The organism is Mesorhizobium comanense (assembly GCF_005503535.1).
Lineage (GTDB): Bacteria > Pseudomonadota > Alphaproteobacteria > Rhizobiales > Rhizobiaceae > Mesorhizobium > Mesorhizobium comanense.
Window position 1 is genome coordinate 702,335 of sequence record NZ_SCNN01000001.1, and the last position, 14,740, is coordinate 717,074.

Annotated in this window: 9 protein-coding genes; 5 read left to right on the forward strand and 4 right to left on the reverse strand. The window is 63.7% G+C overall.

Features of this window, described 5'->3' with window-relative positions; genetic code table 11:
* Nucleotides 1-135: 135 nt before the first annotated feature.
* The 3 genes from mmsB to chvE form a co-directional block, all read right to left on the reverse strand.
* A complete protein-coding gene (gene mmsB, locus FFS37_RS03305) occupies nucleotides 136-1,422 on the reverse strand; it encodes a multiple monosaccharide ABC transporter permease (protein ID WP_137929494.1) in 1,287 nt (428 codons plus the stop codon).
* Nucleotides 1,419-2,948: a multiple monosaccharide ABC transporter ATP-binding protein gene (mmsA, locus tag FFS37_RS03310; protein ID WP_137929495.1), complete on the reverse strand. Its 1,530-nt coding sequence runs from the start codon at nucleotides 2,946-2,948 to the stop codon at nucleotides 1,419-1,421. The genes mmsB and mmsA overlap by 4 nt, the downstream gene beginning before the upstream one ends.
* Before the next feature lie 164 nt (nucleotides 2,949-3,112).
* Complete coding sequence (gene chvE, locus FFS37_RS03315; RefSeq protein ID WP_137929496.1) at nucleotides 3,113-4,183, reverse strand: multiple monosaccharide ABC transporter substrate-binding protein; 1,071 nt, start codon at nucleotides 4,181-4,183, stop codon at nucleotides 3,113-3,115.
* A gap of 267 nt (nucleotides 4,184-4,450) precedes the next feature.
* Here chvE and FFS37_RS03320 point away from each other — a divergent pair, with 267 nt between their 5' ends.
* The 4 genes from FFS37_RS03320 to FFS37_RS03335 all read left to right on the forward strand — a co-directional run bounded on the left by FFS37_RS03320 (nucleotide 4,451) and on the right by FFS37_RS03335 (nucleotide 13,096).
* Complete coding sequence (locus FFS37_RS03320; protein WP_137929497.1) at nucleotides 4,451-5,440, forward strand: LysR family transcriptional regulator; 990 nt, start codon at nucleotides 4,451-4,453, stop codon at nucleotides 5,438-5,440.
* Nucleotides 5,441-5,500: 60 nt separating this feature from the next.
* The gene (locus tag FFS37_RS03325) at nucleotides 5,501-6,241 is read left to right on the forward strand and encodes a response regulator (RefSeq protein WP_137929498.1); all 741 of its coding nucleotides are present in this window, start codon (nucleotides 5,501-5,503) and stop codon (nucleotides 6,239-6,241) included.
* A 5-nt stretch (nucleotides 6,242-6,246) separates the two neighbouring features.
* A complete protein-coding gene (locus tag FFS37_RS03330; RefSeq protein WP_232375572.1) occupies nucleotides 6,247-7,971 on the forward strand; it encodes a sensor histidine kinase in 1,725 nt (574 codons plus the stop codon).
* A gap of 313 nt (nucleotides 7,972-8,284) precedes the next feature.
* Nucleotides 8,285-13,096, forward strand: coding sequence for an autotransporter domain-containing protein (locus FFS37_RS03335; RefSeq protein ID WP_171026147.1), 4,812 nt, complete (start codon nucleotides 8,285-8,287; stop codon nucleotides 13,094-13,096).
* Between the two features lie 153 nt (nucleotides 13,097-13,249).
* Here the strand turns inward: FFS37_RS03335 and FFS37_RS35670 are convergent, their stop codons facing one another.
* Nucleotides 13,250-13,798, reverse strand: coding sequence for a hypothetical protein (locus FFS37_RS35670; protein ID WP_171026148.1), 549 nt, complete (start codon nucleotides 13,796-13,798; stop codon nucleotides 13,250-13,252).
* Nucleotides 13,799-13,873: 75 nt separating this feature from the next.
* Between FFS37_RS35670 and FFS37_RS03345 the strand changes: the two genes are divergently transcribed.
* Complete coding sequence (locus FFS37_RS03345; RefSeq protein ID WP_137929502.1) at nucleotides 13,874-14,638, forward strand: Stf0 family sulfotransferase; 765 nt, start codon at nucleotides 13,874-13,876, stop codon at nucleotides 14,636-14,638.
* Nucleotides 14,639-14,740: the final 102 nt, after the last annotated feature.

Below are 14,740 nucleotides of genomic sequence, written 5' to 3' on the forward strand. Positions count from 1 at the left end.
ACCTTGCCGCGCCACGGGTGAAATTCTTCGTCCGGATTGCGCTCGCGGGTCCGGTTTCCCGGGGACTTCCTGATGCCGGCTGTTGGCCGGCAGCGCCGCGATCGTATGCCTTCCTCGTTGCCTCGCCTAAGCCCGTCAGGCCTTGTTCTTGTTGTAGACGTCGAAGATCACGGCGCCGAGCAGGACCAGGCCTTTGACCACCTGCTGCCAGTCGACGTTGACGCCCATGATCGACATGCCGTTGTTCATGACGCCCATGATGAAGCCGCCGACCACGGCGCCGATGACCTGGCCGACACCGCCCATCGCCGAGGCGCCGCCGATGAAGACGGCGGCGATGACGTCGAGCTCCGAACCCAGACCCGCCGCCGGCACGGCCTGGCCGAGGCGCGCCGCGATGATCAGGCCGCCGAGTGCGGACAGCACGCCCATATTGATGAATACCAGGAGCGTCAGCCGCTCGGTGTTGATGCCCGACAATTGCGCCGCCTTGGGATTGCCGCCCATCGCGTAGATGCGGCGGCCGATCGTCATGCGCTTGGTCACGAAGACGAACAGCGAGATCAGCACGCCCATGACGAGCAGCACCACGGGCAGGCCCCTGTAGCTGGCGAACTCATAGACCAGGAACAGCGCCAGCGCGCTGGCGACCAGCGTCTTGATGACGAACAGCGGGAAGGGTTCGGCCTCATAGCCATGGCGTTCGCGCTTGCGCCGGGTGCGCAGCCCGAAATAGGCGTAGGCCACCACCGCGATCACGCCGAGCACGACCGTCGTCATGTGCAGCGTCAGGCCGCTGCCCATGATGGTCTTGCCGGCCGCGTTCACCGTCGGTGGGATCAGCGTCAGCGGGCCGATTACATCAGGGATGAAGCCGGAGCTCAGCGCCTTGAAGCCGTCCGGAAGCGGGCCGACCGACGAGCCGCCGCCCAAAAGCGCCTGGCAGATGCCGCGGAAGATCAGCATGCCGGCCAGCGTGACGATAAAGCTCGGTATTCGATGGTATGCGATCCAGTAGCCTTGCGCCGCGCCGATCAGGCCACCCACGATCAGGCAGACGATCGAAACCACCAGCGGATTGCTGAGCGGTCCGAGCTGCCAGATGACCATCATGTTCGCCGCCAGCGCGCCGATGAAACCGGCGACTGATCCGACGCTGAGGTCGATATAGCCGGAAACGATGACCAGCAGCATGCCCAGCGCCATGACGATGATGAACGAGTTCTGCTGCACCAGGTTCGAGAGGTTGACCGGCTTGAACAGCGTGCCCGACGTGGTGAACTGGAAGAACAGCATGATGACGATCAGTGCGATGATCAGGCCGTATTCCCGCAGGTTCGTCGTCAGTGCCGAGACGGCGATGCGTGGTCGCTGTTCTTCGCCGACATTGCCTTGCGGGGCGGGGGCGCTTTCGGTGCTCATGCTGCTTTTCCTTCTCCCCGGACGATGGCGCGCATTATTTTTTCCTGGCTTGCGTCCGCCGCCGGCATTTCGCCGACGATGCGCCCTTCATTCATGACGTAGATGCGGTCGGTGATGCCAAGCAATTCCGGCATCTCAGACGAGATGACCACGATCGCCTTACCTTCCGAGGCCAGCCGCGCGATGATCGTATAGATTTCGTACTTGGCGCCGACGTCGATGCCGCGTGTCGGCTCGTCGAGGATCAGCACGTCAGGGTCGGCGAACAGCCATTTCGACAGCACCACCTTCTGCTGGTTGCCGCCCGAAAGATTTCCGGTCAACTGGTAGACGCTGGAAGCGCGGATGTTGGTCTTCTTGCGATAGTCGTTGGCAACCGCAAGTTCGCGCAGATCGTCGATGACGCTGTGGCGCGACACGCCGCCGAGATTGGCCAGCGTGATGTTGTGTTTGATATGATCGATAAGGTTGAGGCCGTAGGTCTTGCGGTCTTCCGTCACGTAGGCGATGCCGTGCTGGACCGCCTTGCTGACCGAGGAGACGTCGACCGGCTTGCCCTTGAGCAGCACCTCGCCGGTGATGCGGCGGCCGTAGGATCGGCCGAACAGGCTCATGGCGAATTCGGTGCGGCCGGCGCCCATCAGTCCGGCAATGCCGACCACTTCGCCCTTGCGGACATTGATGTCGATGCCCTTGATCACCTGCCGCTCGGCATGGATCGGGTGGTAGACCGACCAGTTCTTCACCTCGAACACCACTTCGCCGATCTTGGGCTCACGCGGCGGATAGCGGTCGTCCAGCGAACGGCCGACCATGGAGGTGATGATGCGGTCTTCGCTGATGTCTTTCTTGGCGAGCGTCTCGATGGTGCGCCCGTCACGGATGACCGTCACCTTGTCGGCGACCCGGTTGATCTCGTTCAGCTTGTGCGAGATCAGGATCGAGGTCATGCCTTGCCGCTTGAATTCGAGCAGAAGGTCGAGCAGCGCCTGGCTGTCCTTCTCGCTGAGCGACGCGGTCGGCTCGTCGAGGATCAGGAGCTTGACGTCCTTGCTGAGCGCCTTGGCGATCTCGACCAACTGCTGCTTGCCGACGCCGATGTTGGTGATCAGTGTCTTGGGGTCCTCGTTGAGACCCACCTTCTTCAACAGGGCGGCGGTGCGCTGCTCGTTGGCATCCCAGTCGATGACGCCGTATCTGGCGTTTTCGTTGCCGAGGAAAATGTTTTCGGTAATTGACAGCATCGGCACCAGGGCAAGCTCCTGGTGGATGATAACGATACCCTTGTGTTCGCTGTCATGGATGCCTTTGAACTGGCATTCCTGGCCCTGGAAGATGATCTGGCCGTCGTAGGTTCCGGAAGGATAGACGCCCGACAGAACCTTCATCAGCGTCGACTTGCCGGCGCCATTCTCGCCGACCACGGCATGGATTTCGCCTTCCTCGACGCTGAGGTTGACGTTCGACAGCGCCTTCACGCCTGGGAACGTCTTGGTGATGTCGCGCATCTCCAAAATCGTCGTCATCGGGGCAAGCTCCTCCCAGACGTTCTTGTTTTTACGCAATTCCCATGGGGAAAGCGCTACGCACTTTTCCTGGAATTGCTCTAGGCCGGCAGGAACAATACCGGGGTCGCTTCTGAACGAAAAGGGGCCCTGCGTTGCGCAGGACCCCTTCCTGGTAATCGGGATTACTTCAGGTCTTCGGCCTTGATGTAGCCGGAGTCGACGACCAGCTTCTGGTAGTTCGACTTGTCGACTTCATGCGGCGTCAGCAGGATCGAGGGAACGACCTTGACGTCGTTGTTGTAGGTCTTGGTGTCGAGACCATCCGGCTTGCCGCCCGACAGCACCTTGTCGACCAGACCGACAGTGGCCTTGGCGAGGTCACGGGTGTCCTTGAACACCGTCGAGTACTGCTCGCCCGTGATGATCAGCTTGACCGAGGCGGTCTCGGCGTCCTGACCGGTCACGATCGGCCAGGGCTGAGCGGCCGTGCCGTAGCCCACGGCGCGCAGCGAGGCGGTGATGCCGCGCGACAGGCCGTCATAGGGCGACAGAACGCCATCGACGCGGCTGCCGTCCGAGTAGTTGGCGGAGAGCAGGTTGTCCATGCGGGCCTGGGCGGTGGCCGCCAGCCAGCGCAGCGTGCCGACCTTGTCCATGCCCATCTGGCCGGACTTGATCTTGATCGAGCCGTCATCGATCAAAGGCTGCAGGACGGAGATCGCGCCATTGTAGAAGAAGAAGGCGTTGTTGTCGTCGGGCGAGCCGCCGAACAGTTCGACGTTCCACGGCTTGGTGTTCGGGAAGCGTTCCTTGAGGCCCTTGACGAGCGAATTGGCCTGGATCACGCCGACGCCGAAATTGTCGAAGGTGGTGTAGTAGTCGACATTGGGGGTCTTCTTGATCAGGCGGTCATAGGCGATGACGACGACGCCCGCGTCAGCGGCCTTCTGCAGCGCATCCGACAGGGTGGTGCCGTCGATCGAGGCGATGATCAGCGCCTTCGGGCCCTTGGTGATTTCGTTTTCCAGCTGGCTGAGCTGGTTGGGGATGTCGTCCTGCGCGTACTGCAGGTCGACCGTGTAGCCGAGAGCCTCGAGCTGGGACTTGACGGCGTCGCCGTCATTGATCCAGCGCTGCGAAGTCTTGGTCGGCATCAGCACGCCGACGAGACCCTTGTCGGCTGCGTGCGCCGAATAGGTCATGGCAGCGATGCCAAGCGCCGCGACTGCGGCCAGTGTCTTGATGATCTTCACTTTACTCTCCCTGGTTGAAGGACGCGGCACCCCGGGGGTCGCGGGCCGCGCAATCGTGCAGAAGCGCCGAGGCACCACTGCCGTCATATCGATCTCCGGTATCCTCCCATGGCTCCAAGGCGCTTGTTTCAATCGATACGATTTTTCTCGTCGGCGACTGTCACGTCTCGGAACACGCGAAAAGTGTGACCCTTTGCCATAACTGTCAAATGCGATCTATGATGGTTGCTATATCAGAACCGGTATATGAAGGACGGGTCAGAAAACATGGCGGAGCTGACAAATCCTGATGGGATTTCAGAGCCTTACAAAGACCGGCCTGGCGCGGGTGAGACCTTGCTGCGCAGTGGCCTCAGCCTGCGCCACATGCGCATGATCGTCGCGCTCGACGATCACGGCGGGGTGAGCGCGGCGGCCCAGGTCATGAACATCTCGCAACCAGCCGCCTCGCGCATGATCGCCGAGATGGAGGCGGTGCTGGAGGTCAGGCTGTGTGAGAGGCTGCCGCGCGGCATCACGCTGACGCCCTACGGCAAGGCGCTGGCCAGGCGCGCGCGTTCGATCCTGCTCGAGATGCGCGAGGTCGATCGCGAGATTTCCGAACTCAAGGCCGGCAAGGGCGGGTCGGTGTTTCTGGGAGCGGTGACGGCGCCGGCGATCGAACTCGCGGTGCCGGCCATCCGGGAGATCCGCCGCATCTATCCGCGCATCGAAATCACCATGCAGGTGGAGACCTCCAACGTGCTGGCGCGCGAACTTATCGCGTCGCGTCACGACTTCATCATCGCGCGCATCCCCGACGACCTCAATCCGCGCCTGTTCGAATCGCGCGTCATCGGCGTCGAGAAAGCCTGCCTCATCGTGCGCCGTGGCCATCCGCTCACAAGAGGCGCGGCGGTGCGGCTGGAGGACACGGCCGCCTATGATTGGGTCTTCCAGTCGGGCGGTTCGCCGCTGCGCCAGGCGATGGAGAGCAATTTCCTCAACCGCAACATCGCGCTGCCGGATCGCATCCTCAACACCTCCTCACTGCTGCTGACCCTGGTCATGGTCGCGCAATCCGACGCGATCGCGCCGGTATCGGTGCAGGTGGCGAAGTTCATCCAGAATCCCGACGGGCTCGCCGGCGCCATCGACGTCGTCCAGACCGAGTTCGATATCGAGGTCAGGCCCTACAGCCTGATCACGGTCAAGAACCGCGTGCTGTCGCCGGCCGCCAAGATGCTGCACGATTTCATCCTGCGCGAAGTGGGGTGATCCGGTGTCATGGGACGACTTGGCAAGGCCTGAGGTTCTGCTCGCAGGAGATGCCGAGCTGTGATTGCCGGCGGGTGGAGATTGCCATCTGGTGTGCCGATCGGTGTACAATGGCCCGGCAGATTCATTGCAGACAGGCGGGCGGGGGCCGTGAAAGCGAACGTTGTCATTGTCGAGGATGATCCGCTCGTCGCCGCCTATGTTGGACGCGGCGTGGCGGCGCATGAGGGCTTGTCGCTGATGGCCGCCGCGGGCACGCTGGCCGGCGCGCGTGCTCTGCTCGACGAGAAGGTGGACCTGTTTATTCTCGATCTTGGCCTTCCAGATGGCAGCGGGATCGAACTGATCGAGGAAATCCGTGCACGAGGCGGTCTTGAGCCGAAGATACTCGTCCTCTCGGTGCTGGGCGATCAGGATACGGTACTGGCGGCCGTGCTGGCGGGAGCGGACGGCTATCTGCTGAAGGACATCGACAGTCTCGACATCGGCCAGCAAGCAGCCGATGCATTGACCGGCGGTGCTCCGTTGTCGCCCAGCATCGCCGCGTATGTGCTGCGTCATTTGCGCCGGCAACGGGAAGATCTCAAGCCGGATGATGCCGATCCGCCGCTGTCGCCGCGCGAAATCGAACTGCTCCAGCTTCTGGCGCGCGGGTTAAGCAACCGGCAGGCGGCGGCCGAACTCGAAATCTCACCACACACGATCGGCGATCATGTGAAGTCGATCTACAGGAAGCTCAGGGTTAGCAATCGGGGCGAGGCCATGGTGCGCGCCTTTCGCAGCGGGTTGCTGCGCCTGTGACCATCATGCCCCGGTTGACCGGATGGCGCCGCGCGCTGGTTATTATTCTCGGTGCGCAATTGCTGTTCTGGTGCGCTTATGGCCTCCTCATCGCCGGCCTGCAGCCCGCGGGCACACTTGAGGAATACCGGTTGCCGGCGGTGGGTGCGGTGCTGGCATCCGAGCCGGCCGAGGTGGGCGCCTATGCCGCCGGGCTTTCAGGGCCGGCCCTGCTGCGTATCCCCGGCTGGCAGCCCGTGATCCTGCATCCGGCGCGAGCGAGCCTGTTGTCGCGCGCGGAAACATCGGCGGGGGACGCGTGGTCGCTCATCTGCCGGAAAGATCCCTGCCCGGAGACCGTGGCAGCCTATGCCGGGCCTTTCGACCGTATGGACGAGGCCGCCGGCCGGGAGGAATTCCAGCGTTTCGACATGGTATGGCTGGTCGTTGTCACGGAACTGATGATGGGATCGGCGCTGCTCGTCGTGTTGCCGGTCAACCGGTTCTCACGGCTGCAATGCATTACCGGCCTGCTGCTCATCTCGGTGGGCATCGACGCGTGGCTCACCACCTTCGGGGCGCAGAGCCTGCCCTATGCCTGGTTTCCGTTGCTGCGCTACGGTGTGGAATATCTGATGTTGACGGTGGCCGCGCTTGCGGTGAACGCCTTTGCCGGCTGGCGGCCGCGCGAGGCGTGGGTGGCCTACGGCTGCTTTGTCGTCGCCTTTGTTGCATTGCTTGGGGCCATGATCGAAGGCGTCGACTTTGCGACAGTCGTGTCCTGGCTCGATGCGATAGCGCTGACCCTGCTGCTGGGCTATGGCGTTCTGGCGTTGCTGCGGATGGGACGCACAACTCCGGGGCCGGCGATCCGGGTTCTGGCGATATTGCTTGTCGCTCTAGCCTCGATTGGCTTCGACCTGTTTCTCTTGCCGCCGCCCGCCGGTTTCGCCTTGCAGGCTTCGGTCCTCGCACCGCCATTGACGATGTTCGGCATCCTGTTCGAGATCGCGCTGCAGGGCCACAGGCTCAATCAGGAGGCGGAGGAGGCGCGCAGCGACCTGGAACGTCAGGTGCTGGAGCAGGATGCGAGCCTGCTGCGTTCCTCGCGATTGCTGCGTCATCAGGAACGGTTGATCGCGATCGACGCCGAGCGTCAGCGTCTGTTGCGCGACATGCATGACGGGGTCGGCGGTGTGCTGACGCACCTTCTCCTCGATGTTCGCGAGAATCGACTGACCTCGCGGGAAATCGAGCAGGGATTGCAGTCTTCGGTCGATGACCTGCGCAACATGGCCAGTGCAATCGACGCGGGCAACGAGCCGATCGACGAGGCGCTCGCGATGTTCCAGGAGCGCATGGCGGGCCGTCTTGCCCGATCCGGCATCACCCTGGACTATCGCTGCACGCTCCCGATCCCGGCGCCGAGCCTCGACGTGCGGCGGCTGCTCAGCCTCTATCGGCTGTTGCAGGAGGGCATCGCCAACACCTTGCGCCATGCTTCGGCCACAAGGATCGAACTCGCGGTGAACCCGGGTGAGGATGGCGCCATTCACGTCATGCTGTCTGACGACGGCAAGGGCTTCGAGCCCGGGACGGCTTCAGGCGCCGCCGGCGAAGGGCGAGGCCTTGCGAACATACGCCGTCGGGCTGACCAGATGGGTGGACGAATAGCAATCGAAAGCGCGCCCGGACACGGCACGCGACTGATCCTGGCCATCCCGATCCAGACCACGGCACGAAAGGCCTGATCGCGGGCGGCAAAGACGGCTAGCGCGGACCCGGCTTAAGACGAGGTAGGGCGATGGCCAACCGGAACGCCGGGGGCTTGTTGCCTGGCTGCCCGGCGAAATACCGGATTTACCATAATATTTTGCCCATACCCCCCGGAACGCGGGATTGATGTGTCCGCGGCCTCGGCGGAAAAGACCATCGACGACTCCCGTTCGGGATCGGGAACAAATCAATGAAATCGCGGTGCCGCCGATGGCGGCGCGAGGGGAGGGCGTATGCCCGCGCTCCCTTGCGCTACCACGCGGGCGGCTGCCGCGAGGGAGCATGGCAATGGCGGCAGGGCGCGGCAATCGTTCAAGGACCATTTCGCTCTGCAGGCTGTCGGTCACGACCTCGACCCTCGCGCTCCTCGCCATCGCCTGCGCGCCTTCGACGGCCCAAGCGCAACAGCCTTGTGACCCGGGAGGTGGCCCCTATACCAGCGGGTTTCCGGATTTCAACGGCGGCCTTACCAATGGTTGCCAGGTGGATGCCGACACGGCCGACACATTCAGCGGCACTGTCGCCGCGACCTTCCGTAATGGCGCCGTCCTCAATGCGAACGCGGCCGGGGCCGTCAGCGGCGGTCTCGTGCAGTTGCCGACCTTCGACGCCGTCATCAATGCCAACGTCGCCAACGCCATCACTGGTGGGACGCTGGTCATCAACGGCACCGTGAACGCACTGGCCACCGGCGCCATCAATGGCGGTCGGTTGAGGCTCGGTGGAGACGGTGTCGTCAACATCGGGGCCGCCAACGCGACGACGGCGAACACCGACCTGGAATTCGGCAGTCAGGCAGTGAGCGCCGGAGGTCTCCTCAACCTCAACGGCTTCAGCACGACCGTCGGCCGGATCACGAACTACATCCCCAGCGGGCAGATCGTAAACGGCGGCGCGGCGGATGCCGTGCTGACGATCGATGGTTCCGCCCTTGGAGATTCTTCTTTCGGCGGCGTGATCGCCGATGGCGCCGGTAGCGGCACGCTCGCGCTGGTCAAGCGCGGGTTGAGCACGCTGACACTTTCGGGTTCCAACACCTATGGCGGCGGGACGCGGATCGAAGCAGGTACGCTGGACCTCAAGGGCAACGGCACGCTCGGTGCGCCCACGGGAAAGCTCGACATCGCCAGTGGCGCCACGCTGCTTTTTGATACCACGGCCCTGACGGTCGGCTCGCTATCGGGCGCGGGTACGATCACCCGTTCGGACTTCAACCCGGGCTTGCTCACCATCGATCAAGCCACCGACACCACGTTCAGTGGCGTCATCACGGACTACTTCGACGAAATCAATGGCGTAACCACCATGACCGGACTGACCAAGTCCGGCGCCGGCACGCTCACCCTGAGCGGCAACAACGCCTATACCGGCACCACCAATGTGACGGGCGGCACGCTGCTCGTCGATGGGTCCCTGGGCAATGTCATGTGGGGACCCATCGTGTTGGGCACTTCCACGGTTGCGGTTGCATCGGGAGGCAGCCTGGGCGGCGCGGGATCGATCGCCGGCGACGTTTCCGTGGCATCCGGCGGCATCCTGCTGGGCCGCGCCGGTCGGACCCTGTCGATGGGGTCGCTGGAGCTCAACGCCGGCTCGGTCGTGGATGTCTCGCTCGGCGCACCGGGCAACGCGCGCCTGTTCAACGTCGCCGGCGACCTGACGCTCGCCGGCACGCTCGATGTGAGCGACGCCGGCGGTTTCGGCGATGGTCTCTATCGCCTGTTCGATTACGGTGGGGCGCTGACCGACCACGGGATGACCGTTGGCGCGACGCCAGCCGGTTATACTGCCGGCGATCTGGCCGTGCAGACCTCTGTGGCCAACCAGGTCAACTTGCTGGTCGGGGCGGTCGCGCCCGACACGTACAATTTCTGGAACGGCGCGCAGACCACGGCCAACAATATGGTCAACGGCGGCACAGGCACGTGGAGCGCTGCCGGAACCAACTGGACCAACGTGAGCGGCAGCGCGAGCGGCGCCTACGATCCTGCCGCCATGGTGATCTTCCAGGGCACGCCGGGCGTGGTCACGGTGAGCGCGGGCGGTGGTGCGCTGGACGTGGCCGGCGGGATGCAGTTCTTCGTCGATGGGTATCAGATATCAGGCGACGCGCTGGATCTCACCGGGTCGAGCGTTCCGATCCGCGTGGGCGACGGCACCGCGGCCGGCGCGGGGATGTCCGCGACCATTTTGTCCGCGCTCACCGGCAGCGGCGGCATCGACAAGACCGACCTCGGCACGCTCATTCTTTCGGGATCCAACACCTACACCGGCGGCACGACGATCTCGGCCGGCACGCTGAAGCTCGACGGCGCCGGCACACTCGGCGCAACAACGGGCACGCTTGCCATCGCCAGCGGCGGCACGCTCGATATTGCCGGCACCAACCAGATCGTCGGCGCGCTGTCCGGTGCCGGCGGCATTACCAGTTCCGTTTCAGGCGGTATGCAAAGCTCGCTCACGGTCGATCAGGCCGGCAACACCAACTATGGCGGTGCGATCACCGACGGATACATGACCGGCACCGGCACTGGCACCGTTTGGCTGCTCAAGAACGGCGCGGGCACGCTGACCCTGACAGGGAACAGCACGTTTGCCTTCAACACCGTCAATGGCGGCACGTTGGCGATCGCAAATGGCGGTGAGGTTGCGAACGAAACCAGTTATGTGGGTGACGCAGCAGGCAGCGACGGAACGGTTCTCGTCACCGGCAGCGGGTCCGTTTGGACGACGGATTATCTGTACCTCGGCTATCGGGGCGCAGGCACGCTCACCATTGCGGATGGTGGCAGGGTCAGCGTCGGCACGCTCGATATGGTGCGCTCAAGCTCCGCCAGCGGCACGCTCAATCTGAACGGCACGGCCGGGGCACGCGGGGTATTGGAAACCGGTGGCATCGTCAAAGGCCTCGATGGCGCGACGGTCAATTTCGATGGCGGCATTTTACGAGCCACGGCTGCCGACGCCGATCTGCTCGGCCACTTTGTCGCCGGCGATGTGACGATCAAGGCGGGCGGCGCCTTCATCGATACCAACGGCTATAATGTGGAGATCACCTCTCCGCTGGGCGGCGGAGGGGCGCTGACCAAACAGGGTGCCGGCGAACTGTACGTGATCGGGGCCAACACATACGAAGGTGGCACCAATATCGAGGCCGGAAGGCTGTTCCTTGGCGATGGCGGCACGCTCGGCGCCCCAACCGGATCGCTTTTCGTCGCAAGCGGCGCCACTCTCGATCTCGGCATCACATCGCAGACGGTCGGTTCGCTGTCGGGCGCAGGCGACATCACCAGCACGGTGGCGATGGGATCCCCCAGCTTGCTCACCGTGGATCAAGCCACCGACACCACCTTTAGCGGCGCCATCAGGAATGGCATCCAGCTTGTCAGTCCAGGCAGCAGCACCCTCCCGGCGATTCTTGTACCCACGGTCGTCGGACTGACAAAATCGGGCACGGGGACACTCACCCTGAGCGGCAGCAATAGTTATACCGGAAACACCAACGTCACCGGTGGAACGCTTCTCATCAACGGGACAGTGGGCAATAGCCAGGTCACCGTCGGATCGGGTGCCGCCCTGGGCGGCACCGGCACGATCACGGGCACTGTCGCGATCTCCGGCCGCCTCTTCGCCGGCACGGGAGCATCTGGCTCTGGCGGGGGCATCGGCACCATGACGGTGGCGGGCGCCGTCACCTTCAACACCGGCTCGACCTATCAGGTCGCAGCGAATGCGGCCGCGCAAGCCTCCCGCCTCAACGTGACTGGCCAGGCCACGATCAATGGCGGGACAGTGAGCGTGCTGGCTGGCGCGGGCAGTTACAGCCCTCAGACCGACTATACGATCCTGTCGGCGACCGGCGGCGTCAGCGGTGCCTTCGCCGGTGTCACCAGCAATTTCGCCTTCCTCGATCCCTCGCTCAGCTACGACGCGGACAATGTCTATCTGCGGCTGCATCGCAACGGCATCAGCTTTGCCTCGGTAGGCCAGGCCGCCAACCAGATCGCCGCCGGTAGCGGCGCCGAGAGTCTGGGCAGCGGCAATCCGCTCTACGATGCCATGCTGCAGCTACCCGCCACGCCTGCAGCTCGAGATGCCCTCGACCAATTGTCGGGCGAGATCCATGCCTCGGCTAAGGGCATGCTGCTGGGAGATAGCCATTTCGTCCGGGATGCCGTCACCAGCCGCATCTCCGCTGCCTTCGGCGACGGCAGCGTGGCCGCCCTGCCAATCATGGCTTATGGCGAGGGAGGCCCCGAAATGGTGGCCGCCGACACCGATCGTTTCGCCGTCTGGGGCCAGGCCTTTGGGTCTTGGGGCAAAATGGATTCCGATGGCAACGCCGCCGGCTTCGATCGCTCGACCGGCGGCCTGTTGGCGGGCGCCGATACGTCGGTCGGCGGCTGGCGTGTCGGTGTGCTCGGCGGCTACAGCCATTCGAGCTTCGATGCCGACGACCGCAATTCGACTGGCAACAGCGACAACTATCATCTCGGTCTCTATGGCGGCACCAATTGGCGCGCCATCGCCTTCCGCACCGGCGCCGCCTACAGTTGGAGCAGCATCTCGGCCAGGCGCTCGGTAGCCTTCGACGGTTTTGCCGACGCGCTTTCGGCCGACTATGACGCCGGCGCTGCGCAGGTCTTTGGCGAACTCGCCTACAAGGCCGATGCCGGACAATTCAAGTTCGAGCCCTTCGCCAATCTCGCTTATGTCAGCGTGCACGCCGATGGGTTTGCCGAACAAGGTGGCCCAGCGGCGCTGGTCAGCGCCGGTTCGACCACCGATGCCACTTTCACCACGCTCGGCCTGCGCGGTTCCACCGACTTCGCGCTTGGCGGCATCAACGCCACCGCGCGCGGCATGCTTGGCTGGCGTCATGCTTTCGGCGATGTCACGCCGCAGTCGACCTTCACTTTCGCCGGTGGCGGTCCCTTCACCATAGCAGGCGTGCCGATCGGCAGGGACAGCGCGCTCATCGAGGCCGGTCTCGACCTGCTTCTCGCCCCCAACGCAAAGCTCGGCCTGTCCTATACAGGCCAGTTCGGCGGCGGCGTCGCCGATCAGGGCGCCAAGGTTGATCTCGGCGTGGCATTCTGACGGCGCCGGCGTCGCGTTTTGTCGACGCAGCACGACTTCTTCCTGCGTTCCTGCGAAGAAACGGGTGATGGAACGAGAACGGCACTCGCGCGTTTCCTCCGATCGGCATGCTCGCTGGAGCCCTTTTCGGGCGAGGGAACGAGAAGCCGGTGGTCAACAACTCGGGAGGTTTTGATGGAACGTCGGTTGTTTCTTACTGGACTGCTTGGCGTTGCGGGGGCTGTCGCGTTTGCGGGCGTAGTCGGCCCGGGCCGCGCGGTTGCCGGTATTCCCCAAGGCAACGGAATTCTCGATGAGCTGGACAAGCCGGATCAGGCTGTCTTCGAAGGCGATGACGGGGTCGAAGTGGAGCAGGTCTCCCATCGCCGCGGACATCATGGCCGTCACCACGGCCACTGGCGTCGTGGACGGCGGCGCGGCTGGAGACGTGTTTGCCGCAGCTACTGGCGGCATGGCCGCCGTCATGTCCGCTGCTGGCGCGAGCGGGTCTGGATTTGGCTGTAACCACTGCTCTGCAAAGGCCGGCCACCGCAAGGTGGCCGGTTCCTTGCGCTGGGTTCGCGGGTCTGGAATTGGCTCTTTTGCAATCGGTGTCTCAAGATCGACACCGATCACCGAACTGTGACGGCTTCTGGCCAGATCGAATCGACGGAACCATGAGTGCCGGTTCGTTGAAACGCTGTTGAGGCGGAGCTGCACCATGCCGAAGGGCGATAGAGAAGAACCTTACGTTGCAATCGGGATCGCGCGTCCGCTTATCAGGGGCAACCGGGACGCATGAAGGGTGTAGCGATACTGACCGAAGCCCGCAGCGGTTCCGAGTGGCTTGGCAGCCTTGCCAACAGCACCGGAATAATGGGGCAGTCCGCGGAATGGCTCGATACCGGCAATCTGGGGTTCAAGCCCAAATCCCTCGATGAGCTTCTTTCCGCGACGATCGATCGTGGCGGCACCGCGAATGGCCGGTTCGCCGTCAAGCTGTTTCCTCGCCATCTCCATTGGTCGCAGGCGAAGTACGGCGCCGATTTCCTCGCCGAATGCATCAGGCGCCATGCGCTGGGATTGGTCCTGCTGGAGCGGCGGGACCGTCTTCGCCAGGCGATTTCCTATTGCCGGGCCAAGGCCTCGGGCCGGTGGACGAGCACCACCATGGACGCTGCCGAAACGGTTCCGCGCTATGATTTCGCCGGCATTTGCCAGGCCTATTTCCTGATCGGGCAGAGCTATGCCTTCTGGGAGGCGTACCTGCGCATAACCGGCCTGCCCTACGACCATTTGTTCTACGAGGACCTTCTGGACGACCCCGCTCCTTACGTCGCATCGCTGGCCCGGCACCTGTCAGTCGACATGCCGGAAGGCGAGTTCGAGACGAATCTGAGGCAGCAACGCGACAGCCACACGGAAGAATGGGTGGAGCGGTTTCAAGACGATGCCAGGTCGAAGGACCTGCTGGCACATCTGCCTGAAACGGTGGCGCCGCGTAACATCGACAACTTTGCCCGGTTCCTGTTCAAGAAGCAGATGCGAATTGGCCAGGCCTAGGCCGGGTGCCCATCTGCTTGTCTGGACAGGGTGCGCGAGCCGGTATGCGATCTTCACGCGGGCCGTTAGAGGGCCTGGTGGGTGAGGCGGGCGCGCCGAACC

Bases quoted from the DNA above. Each gene is read 5' to 3' on its own strand.
- mmsB (WP_137929494.1), bottom strand. From the start codon at position 1,422: ATGAGCACCGAAAGCGCCCCCGCCCCGCAAGGCAATGTCGGCGAAGAA.
- mmsA (WP_137929495.1), bottom strand. From the start codon at position 2,948: ATGACGACGATTTTGGAGATGCGCGACATCACCAAGACGTTCCCAGGC.
- FFS37_RS03320 (WP_137929497.1), top strand. From the start codon at position 4,451: ATGGCGGAGCTGACAAATCCTGATGGGATTTCAGAGCCTTACAAAGAC.
- FFS37_RS03330 (WP_232375572.1), top strand. From the start codon at position 6,247: ATGCCCCGGTTGACCGGATGGCGCCGCGCGCTGGTTATTATTCTCGGT.
- FFS37_RS03335 (WP_171026147.1), top strand. From the start codon at position 8,285: ATGGCGGCAGGGCGCGGCAATCGTTCAAGGACCATTTCGCTCTGCAGG.
- FFS37_RS35670 (WP_171026148.1), bottom strand. From the start codon at position 13,798: ATGGTGCAGCTCCGCCTCAACAGCGTTTCAACGAACCGGCACTCATGG.
- FFS37_RS03345 (WP_137929502.1), top strand. From the start codon at position 13,874: ATGAAGGGTGTAGCGATACTGACCGAAGCCCGCAGCGGTTCCGAGTGG.